Source organism: Flavobacterium sp., assembly GCF_043756175.1.
In the GTDB taxonomy this organism is placed as follows: domain Bacteria; phylum Bacteroidota; class Bacteroidia; order Flavobacteriales; family Flavobacteriaceae; genus Flavobacterium.
The window spans coordinates 30,217-44,790 of sequence record NZ_JAYURN010000147.1 but is presented as its reverse complement, the minus strand read 5'-3'; the positions used below and the strand labels follow the sequence as shown (position 1 = coordinate 44,790).

The 14,574-nt window shown below is 33.6% G+C and carries 22 protein-coding genes and 1 tRNA gene; 18 read left to right on the top strand and 5 right to left on the bottom strand.

The window, feature by feature from the left end; genetic code table 11:
- Positions 1-133: 133 nt before the first annotated feature.
- From ACH2BP_RS11620 to ACH2BP_RS11600, 5 genes are all read right to left on the bottom strand, one after another.
- A complete protein-coding gene (locus ACH2BP_RS11620; protein ID WP_395060077.1) occupies positions 134-1,087 on the bottom strand; it encodes an acetyl-CoA carboxylase carboxyltransferase subunit alpha in 954 nt (317 codons plus the stop codon).
- Between the two features lie 194 nt (positions 1,088-1,281).
- Positions 1,282-2,160, bottom strand: a complete 879-nt coding sequence (locus tag ACH2BP_RS11615) for a DMT family transporter (RefSeq protein WP_395060075.1) — start codon at positions 2,158-2,160, stop codon at positions 1,282-1,284.
- Positions 2,147-3,232 carry an LptF/LptG family permease gene (locus tag ACH2BP_RS11610; protein ID WP_395060073.1) on the bottom strand — a complete coding sequence of 362 codons (1,086 nt, stop codon included), beginning with the start codon at positions 3,230-3,232 and terminating at the stop codon, positions 2,147-2,149. The genes ACH2BP_RS11615 and ACH2BP_RS11610 overlap by 14 nt, the downstream gene beginning before the upstream one ends.
- A gap of 65 nt (positions 3,233-3,297) precedes the next feature.
- Complete coding sequence (gene tgt, locus ACH2BP_RS11605) at positions 3,298-4,428, bottom strand: tRNA guanosine(34) transglycosylase Tgt (protein WP_395060071.1); 1,131 nt, start codon at positions 4,426-4,428, stop codon at positions 3,298-3,300.
- A 692-nt stretch (positions 4,429-5,120) separates the two neighbouring features.
- Positions 5,121-5,639, bottom strand: a complete 519-nt coding sequence (locus tag ACH2BP_RS11600) for a hypothetical protein (RefSeq protein WP_395060069.1) — start codon at positions 5,637-5,639, stop codon at positions 5,121-5,123.
- Between the two features lie 118 nt (positions 5,640-5,757).
- Here ACH2BP_RS11600 and ACH2BP_RS11595 point away from each other — a divergent pair, with 118 nt between their 5' ends.
- The 18 genes from ACH2BP_RS11595 to ACH2BP_RS11510 all read left to right on the top strand — a co-directional run bounded on the left by ACH2BP_RS11595 (position 5,758) and on the right by ACH2BP_RS11510 (position 14,572).
- A complete protein-coding gene (locus ACH2BP_RS11595) occupies positions 5,758-5,952 on the top strand; it encodes an ATP-dependent Lon protease (protein ID WP_395060067.1) in 195 nt (64 codons plus the stop codon).
- A gap of 496 nt (positions 5,953-6,448) precedes the next feature.
- Positions 6,449-8,506, top strand: coding sequence for a hypothetical protein (locus tag ACH2BP_RS11590; protein ID WP_395060065.1), 2,058 nt, complete (start codon positions 6,449-6,451; stop codon positions 8,504-8,506).
- Positions 8,507-8,514: 8 nt separating this feature from the next.
- The gene (locus tag ACH2BP_RS11585; protein WP_395060063.1) at positions 8,515-9,387 is read left to right on the top strand and encodes an AAA family ATPase; all 873 of its coding nucleotides are present in this window, start codon (positions 8,515-8,517) and stop codon (positions 9,385-9,387) included.
- On the top strand, positions 9,387-10,010 hold the full coding sequence (locus tag ACH2BP_RS11580; RefSeq protein ID WP_395060061.1) for a hypothetical protein: 624 nt from the start codon (positions 9,387-9,389) through the stop codon (positions 10,008-10,010). Before ACH2BP_RS11585 ends, ACH2BP_RS11580 begins: the two co-directional genes overlap by 1 nt.
- Before the next feature lie 11 nt (positions 10,011-10,021).
- Complete coding sequence (locus tag ACH2BP_RS11575) at positions 10,022-10,414, top strand: hypothetical protein (RefSeq protein ID WP_395060059.1); 393 nt, start codon at positions 10,022-10,024, stop codon at positions 10,412-10,414.
- Positions 10,415-10,428: 14 nt separating this feature from the next.
- The gene (locus ACH2BP_RS11570) at positions 10,429-10,698 is read left to right on the top strand and encodes a hypothetical protein (protein ID WP_395060057.1); all 270 of its coding nucleotides are present in this window, start codon (positions 10,429-10,431) and stop codon (positions 10,696-10,698) included.
- The gene (locus ACH2BP_RS11565) at positions 10,679-11,380 is read left to right on the top strand and encodes a DUF3164 family protein (protein ID WP_395060055.1); all 702 of its coding nucleotides are present in this window, start codon (positions 10,679-10,681) and stop codon (positions 11,378-11,380) included. The genes ACH2BP_RS11570 and ACH2BP_RS11565 overlap by 20 nt, the downstream gene beginning before the upstream one ends.
- Positions 11,380-11,574 carry a hypothetical protein gene (locus ACH2BP_RS11560; RefSeq protein WP_395060053.1) on the top strand — a complete coding sequence of 65 codons (195 nt, stop codon included), beginning with the start codon at positions 11,380-11,382 and terminating at the stop codon, positions 11,572-11,574. The genes ACH2BP_RS11565 and ACH2BP_RS11560 overlap by 1 nt, the downstream gene beginning before the upstream one ends.
- Before the next feature lie 15 nt (positions 11,575-11,589).
- The gene (locus ACH2BP_RS11555; RefSeq protein ID WP_395060051.1) at positions 11,590-11,790 is read left to right on the top strand and encodes a hypothetical protein; all 201 of its coding nucleotides are present in this window, start codon (positions 11,590-11,592) and stop codon (positions 11,788-11,790) included.
- 7 nt (positions 11,791-11,797) lie between these two features.
- Positions 11,798-11,931 (top strand) — tRNA-OTHER (locus ACH2BP_RS11550).
- A 21-nt stretch (positions 11,932-11,952) separates the two neighbouring features.
- The gene (locus ACH2BP_RS11545) at positions 11,953-12,162 is read left to right on the top strand and encodes a hypothetical protein (RefSeq protein WP_395060049.1); all 210 of its coding nucleotides are present in this window, start codon (positions 11,953-11,955) and stop codon (positions 12,160-12,162) included.
- A complete protein-coding gene (locus ACH2BP_RS11540; protein WP_395060047.1) occupies positions 12,159-12,608 on the top strand; it encodes a hypothetical protein in 450 nt (149 codons plus the stop codon). Before ACH2BP_RS11545 ends, ACH2BP_RS11540 begins: the two co-directional genes overlap by 4 nt.
- Positions 12,609-12,610: 2 nt before the next feature.
- Positions 12,611-12,817: a hypothetical protein gene (locus ACH2BP_RS11535; RefSeq protein WP_395060045.1), complete on the top strand. Its 207-nt coding sequence runs from the start codon at positions 12,611-12,613 to the stop codon at positions 12,815-12,817.
- Positions 12,818-13,007: 190 nt separating this feature from the next.
- A complete protein-coding gene (locus tag ACH2BP_RS11530) occupies positions 13,008-13,349 on the top strand; it encodes a hypothetical protein (protein WP_395060043.1) in 342 nt (113 codons plus the stop codon).
- A complete protein-coding gene (locus ACH2BP_RS11525) occupies positions 13,349-13,708 on the top strand; it encodes a DUF4406 domain-containing protein (RefSeq protein ID WP_395060041.1) in 360 nt (119 codons plus the stop codon). Before ACH2BP_RS11530 ends, ACH2BP_RS11525 begins: the two co-directional genes overlap by 1 nt.
- A complete protein-coding gene (locus ACH2BP_RS11520) occupies positions 13,696-14,130 on the top strand; it encodes a hypothetical protein (RefSeq protein ID WP_395060039.1) in 435 nt (144 codons plus the stop codon). Before ACH2BP_RS11525 ends, ACH2BP_RS11520 begins: the two co-directional genes overlap by 13 nt.
- 10 nt (positions 14,131-14,140) lie before the next feature.
- Positions 14,141-14,428 (top strand): hypothetical protein, encoded by a 288-nt coding sequence (locus ACH2BP_RS11515; protein ID WP_395060038.1) that lies wholly within the window; start codon positions 14,141-14,143, stop codon positions 14,426-14,428.
- Positions 14,429-14,431: 3 nt separating this feature from the next.
- Complete coding sequence (locus tag ACH2BP_RS11510; RefSeq protein ID WP_395060036.1) at positions 14,432-14,572, top strand: hypothetical protein; 141 nt, start codon at positions 14,432-14,434, stop codon at positions 14,570-14,572.
- The last annotated feature ends 2 nt before the right edge of the window (positions 14,573-14,574 follow it).

The following is a 14,574-nucleotide window of genomic DNA, read 5'->3' as shown; positions in this document are numbered from 1 at the left end:
TACCATCAAATTGAAATAAAAACAATCATTAGATTGTGAATAACTTGTGTTAACAACTTTAATTTTGTGTTAACAACCAAAAAAAACCGTCTCGTTTTGGAACGAGACGGTTATTATATAAAAAAGTAAGGTTTTACTCGTTGTATTCGCCCATTTTACTGTATTTATCCATTCTTTGAGAAACTAAATCGGTTGTTGATAAGTCTTTAAGTTCGTTGAAAGCTTTAAGAATATATTCTTCGACCGTTTTGAAAGCAGTTGCTTTATCATAATGTGCACCTCCTAATGGTTCTGGAATAATATCATCGACTAATTTTTGTCTTTTCATATCAGCTGAAGTTAGTTTTAATGCTTCTGCAGCTTGTTCTTTATATTCCCAGCTTTTCCATAAAATAGAAGAACATGATTCTGGAGAAATTACCGAATACCATGTGTTTTCCATCATCAACACTCTGTCTCCAACACCTATTCCTAAAGCACCACCAGATGCTCCTTCTCCTACAATAACACAGATAATTGGCACTTTAAGTCTTACCATTTCAAGAATGTTTCTTGCAATAGCTTCTCCTTGTCCTCTTTCTTCGGCTTCAATTCCTGGAAATGCTCCAGGAGTATCGATTAATGTAACTACAGGAATATTAAATTTTTCTGCCATTTTCATTAGTCGCAACGCTTTACGATAACCTTCAGGATTTGGCATACCAAAATTACGAAATTGACGCATTTTTGTATTAATACCTTTTTGTTGTCCTACAAACATAAAAGACTGATCTCCTATTTTTCCTAGACCACCAATCATCGCTTTGTCATCTTTGAAGTTTCTGTCGCCAAAAAGTTCAAGAAAAGTTCCTTTTGTAAGGTTAGTTATATGCTCTAAAGTATAAGGACGACTAGGATGACGTGATAATTGTACTCGTTGCCAAGCGGTTAAGTTTCCGTATATATCTTTCTTGGTGTCTTCTAGTTTTTGGCTAATTAGTTTACAGGTTTCTGTAACATCAACACTAGATTCTTCTCCAATTATTTGACATTTGTCTAATTGTTCTAGGAGTTCTTTTATAGGTAATTCAAAATCTAAATATTCCATAAGATTTTTGTATTTTGTTTAGGTTTGAAAAGCAAAGATAGTTTTAAATTTAAAGATTGAAAAATTTAAAGATTGAAAAAATCAGTTTCTTTTGATTTGAATGCCCTAGCCCAGATGGAAGGGAAAATCCTTTTCTTTTTTTTCTTTAAAAAAGAAAAGATTGGAATGACAGCTGGAAATAGCTCCTAAAAAAATTACTTTTTTCTATTTTTTAAAACGCCATTCAAAATCACTGTAGATAAAATGATTAAAGCACCGATGTAAAATTGAGTGCTCATTTTTTCTTTGTCATTAAAAACAATTAACGCTAGAATTATCCCGTAAATAGGTTCGAGATTGATGGTAAGCATTACCGTATATGGACTCAAATATTTCATAACACCAACCGATGCGATAAAGGCATAAGCTGTACAAACAGAACTTAAAACCAGTAACCAAAGTAAATCGTTGGCTGAAGGTTGAAAAAAACTAATACTGAAACTTTGGCTAAACAACATGAATATTGTCAAGCACATTACGCCTCCTAAAATTTCATAGAATGAGATAAGAGTTGGGTCATATTTGACTGCATATTTACCGTTTATTACCGAAAATAATGCCGAAAGAAATGCTGATGATAATGCTAAGATTATTCCGTAAATGTAATTTCCTTCAACTTGAAAAATAATATATAGTCCAATAATTACAATAAGTCCAAAGAGAACTTCATAAAGAATCACTTTTCGATTGTAAAAAATGGGTTCTAATATTGAAGTAAAAAATGCACCAGTTGCTAAACAAGCCAATGTAACTGAAATATTAGATTCTTTAATAGCTTTAAAAAAAGTGAGCCAGTGCAAAGCAATTATTAATCCTGCAAAAAGAAGCCCTATTATTGTTTTAGTTGGAAGTTTTAATGGAATTTTTTTGAAAGCAATAAACAGTACAATAAAACCTGTAGCAAAAGTCATGCGGTACCAAACTAAAGGCAAGGCTTCTAACGAGATTAATTCACCCAATACTGCTGTAAATCCCCAAATAAATACGATTAAATGAAGTTTGAGATAACTTTGTAAATTTTTATCTTCTTGCATTTCGGAGTAAAAAATAAGCCATGACTCCAAAAATAATATTAGGTATCCAAACTGCGATTAGTGGGTTTATAGATGATTTTTCGGCCATTGTGCCAAATATTTTATCTAAAAAAACATAACTAAAAGCAATAGCAATACCTATAGCAAGGTTTATTCCCATCCCGCCACGGCGCTTCATCGAAGAAACCGCTACTGCAATAATGGTTAAGATAAATGCCGAAATTGGAATACTATATTTTCTATATTTTACAACTAAATAGGTGTTAATATTTGCAGAGCCTCGCTTTTTTTCTTTTTCGATAAACTTATTCAAATCCCCTAAATTTAGGGTTTCAGCAATATAAACAACTGGCGTTAAGTCATCTAAATCAAAATTAAATTTCATTGACTTTGAAAATTCTGTTTCAATTTTGTCATCTAATTCGCCAACAGTTCTTTTATTATAATTTAATAAGGTATAGGTTTTACTCGTTGGATTCCATAGTATTGATGAAGCAGAAATTTTGTAAACTAATTTTTCTCCATTAAACTTTTCGAAAACAAAATTATAGCCTGTTTTTGCTTCTTGGTTAAAATTACTTACATAAATAAACTCCGTGTCACTAATTTGCCTGTACACATCGCTGGTTTCCCGCATTTCGCTTTTCCCGTTCCCTATTAGATATAAATACCTAAAGTTTTTGAAACCTTCGGCAGCTTTGGGTGCTAGAAAAAAACCCATAAGTAAAGCAAATATCGATACCATTGTTGCACCAATAATGTAAGGTCGTAAGAATCGTCTAAATGATATCCCCGAGCTTAAAATGGCAATAATTTCGGTATTATTTGCAAGTTTAGCTGTAAACCAAATAATAGATAGAAACAGAAAAATAGGAAACAAAAAGTTTGTAAAATAAATTACAAAATCGACATAATAAGACAAAACCTTATCGATAGGTACTTTGTTTTCAAGGATTTTATTTATTTTTTCAGCAACATCGACTGTAATTCCAATAGGAATAAACAAAAGCAACATCACCGAAAAAGTGGCTAAATATCTTTTGAGAATGTATTTATCTAGTATTGTTAGCATGTAATGTTTAATCGGTTATTTGTTTAATCGTTTAACCGAATTAACGATTAAACAGTTAAACCTATTTACAATCTCTGGCTCATATTCTTAACCATAATTTCTTTCCATTCACGGAAATCTCCTGCTATGATATGTTTTCTAGCTTCACGAACCAACCACATATAAAAACCAAGATTGTGTATGGTCGCAATTTGTTTTCCTAAATACTCATTGGCAGCAAAAAGATGACGCAAATATGCTTTAGAATATTCGGTATCTACAAATGTGAGTCCCATTTCATCTACTGGAGAAAAATCGGCTTCCCATTTTTTATTTTTTATGTTTATTGTTCCATTTGCAGTAAACAACATTCCGTTACGAGCGTTTCTTGTTGGCATTACACAATCGAACATATCGATTCCAAGAGCAATATTTTCTAATATATTTATTGGTGTTCCCACACCCATCAAATATCTAGGTTTGTCTTCTGGTAAGATTGCAGTTACTATTTCGGTCATAGCATACATTTCTTCCGCTGGTTCTCCTACCGAAAGTCCTCCAATAGCATTTCCTTGTGCTCCAGCATTGGCAATATATTCTGCCGATTGTTCGCGCAAATCTTTATAACAACTTCCTTGTACAATTGGAAAAAAAGTTTGTTCATAACCATATTTAAATGGCAATTTATCCAAATGATTGATACAACGATCTAACCATCTATGAGTCATTTTCATCGAGCGTTGTGCATAACGATAATCGCAAGGATAAGGCGTACACTCATCAAATGCCATGATAATATCTGCACCAATGGTACGCTGAATTTCCATTACATTTTCAGGCGTAAAAAAATGATACGAACCATCAATATGTGATTTAAACTTAACACCTTCTTCCTTAATTTTTCTGTTGGCAGAAAGTGAATACACTTGATAACCACCAGAATCAGTCAAAATGTTCCTGTCCCAATTCATAAATTTATGCAAACCACCTGCTTTTTCAAGGATTTCGGTTTGTGGACGCAAATATAAATGATAGGTATTTCCAAGAATAATATCTGGATTTATTTCTTCTTTAAGCTCTCTTTGGTGCACACCTTTTACTGATGCAACTGTACCTACAGGCATAAAAATCGGGGTTTCAATCACACCGTGATCGGTAGTTATTGTTCCTGCTCTGGCTTTTGTTTGTGGGTCTTTCTTAAGTAAATCAAATTTCATATCGGCATTTTTCAGATGGCAAATATAATCTAATTCGACGATTAGAGAATTCTAATTTAGAAAAATGATATTCAAAAAGTCACAAGTCCTTATACTTTTAGATTTAATTAACATTTTGGTTACATAAAATCTGTATTTCTTGATTTTATGTAACCAAAAAACAATGTATGGCCACTAAAAACAAATAACCAAAAGACATAATATAAAAAAGCCCGAAAAAGTTAGTAAAATTAACCTCTCACGAACATTGAGAGGTTTTTTTGTGCAAAATAGAAATGTACTCATAACATATAATACCATATAATTAGCATATAAAAAAAGCTAGTATAAACCACGATTGTAACCGTTACCATATAAAGATACTAAATATAGCCTTAAATACGCTAAAAACAAGTGTTTAAACCAATTTTAAATCTTATTTAAACAACAAATAACTCCTATTTAAACCTAAAAAACCGTAATGCTTACAAAACCGTAAAAAACTATCGTTTTTTGTATTGGGTTCAGTGTTGGGTTCAGTGTTGGGTTCAGTTTTCAATACATAAAAATACAGTATAGACTCTCCCCAAATGTATAAAAAAAGGCAAAAATAAAACAAAAAAAAGCCAAAGCACACCCCCAAATGCAGTAAATAAACTTATAAAAAACATTAAACTATTGATTTTTAAATAGTTAACATTTTTAATTAATTACTACTTATTCGCAGGTACTCGTTTAGGGTAATTTGGCTCATTTTCAGAAACGCTTTTATCCTGTGTTATCTTTAGGAGTTGTTGCTCTAATCTGGCAACTTCTTTTTCAAGCAACGCTATTGTTTTATCCTTTGAATTTATAACCTCAAGTCTTGATTCTGCAAGCTCTTTATATTGATAATCAATAGTATAGTTGAATTTTTTTTTACTTTCAACTTCTTTTTCTTTTTCATACTGACCAATATCAATACCCTCATTAATATAAACTTGTTTACTGTCTTCTTTTTTTATCAAGATATGACCGAATTCATTAACAACCCATGCCTTTCTTAACCTCTTATCTAGTTTACATAACTTATCAATGAACTTATCAGGTAAAGGTACTATTCCGTTTAAAACTTGTGAAAAAGAGGATTTGTTACTATATCCCAATAATTTTCCAAGTTCTTCTTGATTTTTTGCTACACCCAAGCTAATCAGTGTTTTAACAGCTAATTTAATTCTTTCAATTTCCGTCATAAAAAAATAAATGTAAAAAAGTTTATATTTTATTTGCAAATACTAAACAAGTTTATATATTTGCATTATTAGTTTACAACAAACCTTTACAAAAGTAAACATAAAAATAAGACAGACAATGAAATCTATCAATTTAGCCAGAAAGCATCACGAGATAATTCAGAAAGAATTTAGCCACGTGTCCAGACAAACGATTCACACGGCATTAAAGTATTTTAATAATTCGGAGGTGGCACAACAAATTCGTAAACGCGCCTTGGAGCTTTTAGAACAAGAAGTAAAAGATAACAGCAACGAGAATCCATCACTATGAAAACAAAAATCATTCATCACATCAACAAAGATTTTACTCACGAAGTAATCGAAAATCTAACGGTATTTTTTGGCTTTATTATCAAAAGAAGTTTAACCACACAATTGCTGTAAAATGATAAAACGGTTTATAAAAAAACTTCTCGCACCAATAGTACGAGAAATTATATCAGAGATTAAGGTTTCGGAAGTTCAATCCTACGAATCACTGAAAGATGTTGTTCAATCTTGTTTACTTGAATCTGTGAATCAAGTAAATCAGATTCAGAATTAAGAAGTTGATTTTTTACATTTTCAAAAATTGAAATGTATTTAGATTTCAACTCTTCCGAATTAATAATTAAGAGTTCAAGAGCTAAAAGTCTTGACTCTAAAAAAACAAAGTCATCATCCATATTACTATTATTTATAAGTGAGACGGTAAATGTAGTAAAAATCCCGCCACGGCTTTGCGTGGTTTCGACGCCACGGCGGGAACAAAAAAAACTTAATCCATTATGGACAAAGAAACACCATACGAATATTACAACGGCAAATTAGGCATCAAACTAAAGTTTTTGATTTCTGACAAAAATAAGCACGAGGAGAGCCTTTTATTATTCAAGTATAAAACTCTTTATTTCAGATTAAAAAGCAAAACATCGGTTGAAACCGAACTACGTCGAGCTTGTTTTGGTCAAGATGCTTTAGTGCTTTTCAATTCATTAGACCGTGAGACTAAAGATGCTATTACCATAAAATTTGGCAACCCAAAGGAGGAGGCTAAAAAAGGATGGTTTGCAAAGCAATATATAGCAGACCGCAGAGCGGCAGAATTTTATATGGCACATACCTACGGGGAGCATAGTAAAAAACTAGATCCCGAATATGTGATACAATACACACATAACGCATCAGTTTTAAATACCGTTTTAGTAGCAAAAACAAACCGAAAAGATTACATAAGAGCGCAGGGAGCTATAAATATTGATATTTGGCAAAGTTTATCTAATGACGTAAACGCTTTTCGTGAAGTAGCCCACAATTTACCTACAACTAAAGACACTTTACGCCGTAAAGTAACCCAATACCAAAAAGAGAGTTATGCATCTTTAATATCGGGTAAACTTATCACCCAAAACGCGATAAAACGTACTTCTAAAATTGAAAGTTTAGTTGTAAGTCTGTATTGTATTCCTAACAAACCTTATGTAGAAACTACACACGAAATGTACCACGACTTTATGGCGGGTAATTTAGATGTTGCGAATATTAAAACTGGAGAGTTATACGATCGTGCAAAATTTTTCAAGAATGGGGAACCTGTTGAATTATCCGTAGCCACAATTTGGAATATAATCAACGCGCCACACAACAACCTTATTATTAAAAAACAAAGAAACGGTGCCTACGATTTTAACCACAAAAATAGACCACACGCAAACCGTACAGCTCCAAACTATTCAATGAGTAAAATATCACTCGATGACCGTGATATTATGCATACCAAGTTACCAGATGGCTCAAAAGTTATGGCGTATTATGCTTTTGACGATTTAAGCGGTGCAATGATAGGTATTGCTCACTCAAAATCTAAAAACCACCAGTTATACATCGATTGTATCAAAAATATGTTCCAGTTCACATCGTCTAAAGCAATAGGTATTCCAATGCAACTGGAGGTGGAACACCATTTGGTTAGTGATTTTAAAGACGGTTTAATGATGGCGGGCAATATCTTCCCATTTGTAAGATGGTGTAACGCCACCAACTCACAAGAAAAATATGCCGAGCGTTTAATCGGAACAAAAAAATACGGCGTTGAAAAATCGAATAATCAAAATGTAGGGCGCCACTATTCACGATTAGACAGTAATAGAACCACGTTACAAAAAATATTCGATGAGCAAAACGACAACTACAAGGATGCAAAAGCAAGTTATGAGCAAATTGTAGCAAATGAGATGCAGGAACAAATGCAGTATAATAACCAGTTACACCCAAACAAAGAACGTTACGCGGGTAAAACAAGACTGCAGGTGTTTTTAGAAAACATCAATCCGAATTTACCAAAATTTGATAAAAGCTATTTAGCTAAATACATCGGAAGTCATACCGAAACATCAATCAGACGTTCACAATATGTAACGGTTCAATATCAAAAATATCAGTTAGAAAGTGCCAATGTATTACACCTTTTAGCTCCTAATAATTACAATGTAGACGCCTATTATATGACTGACAACCAAGGCAAAATAAACGAGGTTTTCTTATATCAAAAAGAACGATTTATATGTAAGTGTGAGCCAGTTCCAACCTTTAACCGTGCCAATGCCGAGTGGACAGATACTGACAAACAAGGCTATGAAAACGCCACAAAATACATTAGTCAATTTGATAAAATAGTTAAAGAACACACCGCAAATACAATGGAGAAAGTAACTGTATTTAGAACCAACGACAATTATATAGATGTAACGCCAGAAGTGGTAGAACAAATACCGATAGAAGAAACATTTGAAATGGAATATCTAAATATTCAAACCGAAAGAAGCAGAGCTATTAACGATTTATAACCCAAACGATGTTATCAACAGCAACCAAACAAAAGATTATCGCACAAATGAATGTGCATCGTGCTAACTATACTAGTGATAGCAAACACGCCATAGTATTAGGAATTAATACGGCACAATATTCAAGAATTAAGGCGGGCGAATTAGAGAGAGTAATTTCAGAGGCAAAATGGATTTCGTTAGCTCGATTATTACACGTGCAACTTTCGGAAATTAAACCTTGGCAAACAGTAAATACGGAAACGTTCAATTACATCACTACCCAGTTAGAAAGTTGCCAAAGCCGTTCCATTTCTGCAATTTTTTGCGACATCGCAGGAATTGGTAAAACACATGCAGGAAAGCACTACGCAGACAACAATCAAAATGCAATTTATGTTGATTGTTCACAGGTAAAATCAAAACAAAAATTGATTAGAAAGATTGCTCGTGAGTTTGGAGTGGATCATACAAGCAGATATGCAGATGTGTACGAGGACTTGGTTTTTTATATACAAACTATTCCAACACCGTTAATCATTCTTGACGAGGCAGGAGATTTGGATTACACCGCATTTTTAGAGCTAAAAGCCTTGTGGAACGCCACCGAATATATGTGCGGTTGGTATATGATGGGAGCCGACGGATTGGAGCAAAAAATAACACGCCAAAAAGACCTTAAAAAAGTAGGCTATACCGAAATATTCGACCGATATGGTAACGGCTACAAAAGAGTAACACCAAACGGAAATGATGCTTTAAGAGAATTCAATATGCAACAAATCGCACTGGTATCAAAGGCAAATAACTCAAACGTAACACCCACACAAATGTATTCAAGAACGTTGGGCAGTTTACGAAAAGTAAGAATAGAAATTGAAAAGCAACATTTAATCGCCTAATGAAGAAAGCACTCACAGTCGCTAACATATTGAATCAAAAAGTAGAAAGAATAGATTTTGACGGAGAGTGGTACCAAGCATTTAAACAACCTCAAAATAAAGGAGTTTGGTTTATTTGGGGAAGTTCGGGAGGAGGCAAAAGTTACTTTGTAATGCAACTGGCTAAAGAGCTGGCAAAATCAAGAAAGGTGCTTTACAATGTTTTGGAGGAGGAGACAGACGATACCGATTTTATAGACAGAACCGAATCGCTGGCAATGAATGAAGTATCCGAAAATTATTTAGCCCAACGCTACGAGTACAAAGAACTGGTTGAGTATTTACAAAAGCGAAACAGCCCCGATGTAATCATTATTGACAGTCTAACCTACTTCTTAAATTCTTTTGATGACTATATGAAATTAAAAAGGCAGTTCAGAAATAAGATATTCATTTTCACAGGACACGCACAAGGTGCCAATCCAAGAAGTGAATTAGAAACAAGGGTGCAATTTGATGCTAAAATGAAAATATTCGTAAACGGATATTTAGCATCGTGCAAAGGTAGAACCATAGGGCCTAATGGTGGTCAATTTATTACTTGGAAAGAAGGATACGAAAAAGTAAGAGGAGAAAACAACTAAAACAAAATACGATGAAGACAACAAGACAAAGCATACACGAACATTTAGGTTTGACATTAGAAGGCTACGAAACGCAATATTTTGAAAGATACAGCAACTGGTGCGAAAGTATTGTGCTAACACTTTTAGAATATCAAAAGGTACTGGCTAATTCAAAAGTAAACAAGTGGTACAACACGGAATTTGAAAAATGCGAAACCGAATTTTTACATCTTATAAAAGAATATCCAAAAACTAGTATTGAAAGTAAAAAACAATGTTATGACGAGTGCGTAGTGCGATTGTTTAGCATATTCCCAAAAGCCATATTAGATGATGTTAAAAAAAGGGAACCAGTAAACCAAAGAGCAATGATGACTATTGGAGTTGTAAAAATAGAGCCTCAATTTTTAACCTTAAACTAGTAAAAAAATGTGTAATGAAAGTATATAAACCTCCCAAACGCCTTAAAGAACTTGGACTGGTTTTGCAATACGATAGTGAACGTCAAGAAATTGGCTTAAACCCAATTTTAGAAATAGAGCAACGAATATTAATCAACCAAGAACGTGCCAGAATAATGAGTGGAGATGATAGTTACACCCAACCCACAAATTATGAAGCCACAATTCAAGCCGTTTTACTTGAAATAGTAAAACAAAATTGGAATCCGAAATCCGAAATTAAGTATGGACAATCAGCAAATTAATAACATCAAAGTAAATAACCCAATAATTTTAAATGACATGAGCGCAGAAGAAAACAAAATTGATTTATCACAACTAACTCCCGAGGAGTTACAGGCAGAACTAGACAAGCGAAAAGCCAATGCAAATACCGAAAAAGAAAACCAGCGTAAGGCATACGAGGACATAAAAGCAACTGCGGTTATGTCGCTTTGCCACGATGCAATCCTAATAAATGAAACTTTAAAGGAGTTTAAAACAAAGGCGTTTTCAGATATGCAAGCCATTTGGGAGATGCTAAAAGAATACAGCTCACGCCACGCCGATGGTAAAGGTAACTTTAGGCTGGAACACGAAAATTACAGAGTGAGTTACAAGCGTCAAGGCAAACCAACTTTCGACGAGCGCTCACACCAAGCAGAAAGACATATCATTGATTTTGTAAACTCAAAATTTGAAAATGATGTCGATACAAAAGATTTGGTTATGTCATTGTTGGAGCGTAAAAAAGGCGAATTAGATATTAACCTCGTTCAGAAACTCTACGCCATGGAAGACCGTTTTCAAGACGTGAATTGGAAACGTGGCATCGAGTTGCTAAAAGAAAGTTATTCTTTCTCTCACTCCAAAGATTATATCGGCTTCGAGATTAAAGACAACAAGGGCGAATGGAAAGCTATTAACCTTCAATTTTCAAATGTATAATGAGCGTAGTAATAAAACCAATTGTAGACGGAAGCCAATACGAAATTAACGGCAAGGATATTTATAAAGACACCAACGGTAATTGGGTGACAAGGCAGGAGTTAACCAGTCAGGAACTAAACGCTTTCAATAACTACAAAAAGGCAATTATTGAAAATGAAAATATCAAAATACACAGAGTAGCAACATATTAAAATTGAATAGAAATTATGAGTAAAGAAAGCACACAATCGGGCGGAATTGGATTTTTAGGAGTATTAGCAATTGTATTTATTGTCTTGAAATTGACAAAATACATCGACTGGAGTTGGTGGTGGGTTCTGTCGCCAGTTACAATTCCATTAGGGTTTGTAATTACACTTCTTTTGATAATCGGAATAATAACCTTTATTTCAAATAAGCAAAAATAATTACACTTCCCGAGTGGCGGAATTGGCAGACGCTTTCCAGTTGAAGTGCGGGTAGTTTTATGACAAATGCACCTAAATCCCACTGATAAACCTTAGTCAAGTTTAAATGCACTTATGCAGGTTCGAATCCTGCCTCGGGAACAAATTTTAAACACAAACAAGATGGCAACAAAATCACAATCAGAATTTAATAAAGTTACTACTCTAGATGATTTTATAAAACAAATGCAACCACCTCAAAATGCAACAATGTCACAACATCTAAAAGTAATAGTTGATAGTCAAAATTACCTGCAGAAAATATATGACGATGCTTTTGCTTTAGGTTTTGAAAAAGGATGTGAAGCAGCTAAAGTAGTAGATAAGCTATGACAGCAACACTCGAAAAACCAATCACAGCGTTCCAAATAAAACGTATCATGCAAAATTGCTCTTATCAAGTTGAAACCAAAAACGAGTGGGTACAATGGGTTACTGGAGACGTGAACTGCACCAGTTTAAAATCAATAACCCACGACCAGGCAATTAAAATAATGCACGCTCAAACTGGTACAAAACCTCTGAATGAGCCAACGGAAAACTGGGCAGTATTTGACAAAGCCAACCCAAAGCATAAAGTAATACTTTCATTACTCTATCAAATGCAATGGGTTAAACCATCTGAAAAGTGGGGCGAAGTTCCCGACTTGGATAGGTTAAGTGCCTTTTTACAAAGTGAGAAATCGCCAGTAAAAAAGAAGTTAAAGGATATGGAACCGTTGGAGCTCGAGAAACTAATTAAGGCATTAAGCGGAATTGTAAAACACAGATATAAATAGTTATGATAACATTACAAGTAGCATTATGGGCTTCGTTAATTGGTTTAATAATTTCATTTATAGCCATTGTCAAGGAAAAACCTTTAGAAGAATGCGAACACAAAAATAAATTTATCTATGTCGATTCGGTAACCGTAACATGCGAAACAACCACCGTAACCTGTCTTGATTGTGGTAAAAAATTAAAAACTGAAACCGACTGCAGATGAGCGATTTATTTAAAAACAACCGAGCTTACTTATGATGAATTGCTTTTTGCTTATGAAAGGATAGGTAAAGATTATCAAAAAGAAACCCAAGAAAACGCACAACTACGACGAGACATTAAACATTATTTGTCTGAAATTGAAAACTTAGAAAGACGAATTCAATACATAAACAAACAAACAAACAAGATAGATGAAAATAGAATTAAAACTAAAATCAATGCAAATTCATTATTTGGCTGCCAAACTCGAAATATTAAGCATAGCATCAGTAAAAGAAATAATCAACCTACCGAGAGAACGAAAAGCAGTTTACTCAATATTGCTTCCTGTTGCTGATAAAATGGCTAAAAAACACATAGAAATTCAAAGAAGTACCCATTTATTCAATGACAAAAAAGCACACAAAATATCATTTAAGTATCATGAAGCGCACGCACTTAATTTAATGTTGACTTATGATGTTGAAAGCGATGTTAGATACGCTCATATTTTCAATACCATTAACGGAATGTTAGATCAAAAACTATTATAATGAAAAAGAAAATATACATCGCGGGTAAAATAACGGGATTACCAATGAAAGAAACTGCAGTAAAATTTTCGACGGCTTATCAAGAAATTAAAAAGCAGGGATTTGAACCTATAAATCCAGTCGAATTAGTGCAGGACTATTTGTTTAAACATTACCGATTAATACAATTATCCGATAATGAAATTTGGAAAATAGCAATGAAAGAATGTATTAAAGCACTTGTAGAATGTGACGGCATTTTATTACTGCCCTGTAATTTAGAAAGCCGTGGAGCCACAATTGAAAGGAATTTGGCACAAGCATTAGAGATACCAGTATTTTACGACATCAATTTATTTAAAGAACTATGGAACTACTAAAAACCTATATCGTCAAGATGCAAAACGGCGATATTTGGCAGTTTAAATACAATTTAAACGGCGTTTTAGTTTTCTTTAATGTTATGGATGGCGACCTCTCCGAAAAGCAAGAACAATTTTTATACGTACAGGGCAACTTCCCCTGGAGAGAAGTTCAAATCAAAGAATGGTCAAAACTTTATAAAACTGTAAAAGTCGAGATTGGCGAGCGGGATTTGTCTTTTACTGCCTTTTGGAAAACGTACCCATACAATCCGCTATCAAAAAAGAAAATTGCACAGGACAGATGGGAGAAGCTAAAGGAACAAGAAAAAATTAAAATACTCTCCAAAATTTCAGAATACGTAAAACTAAAAAATCAACAAAACAGTAACTTCCCTTATGCAGAGGTTTTTATAAACCAACGTTGGTGGGACAATTAAAAAAGAAATTATGGGAAAACAATTTTTAAGAATAGCGAAAACAAACGCTTCAAAAAACAAAGTGCAACTTTTAGTAATCAAGCATTTAGAATTGATAGACAAAACCTTATATAATGATTTGAATGAGGCAGTAAATATGGTAAAACAAAGTTTTGAAAATGCTTTAAGAGAATACACTGGGAGTGCAAAATTACCAGAATTGAAAAAGCACGATACAGAGAGTCACACAATATTATATTTTGTAGAGGACTTAATATACATCGACATTCATACAGTTAAAAACGATTTTACAGAGTAGATTATGATAGAAATAAGAAACGATAACGGAACTTGGGAAGCTTGGATTTGTGGGCGTATTTGGGATTACAACGACAACCTCGAAGTATTATTAAAGACGTTGGCACGCCAAGCCGAGGAGATTGAAAACGATATTAACGAATAAGT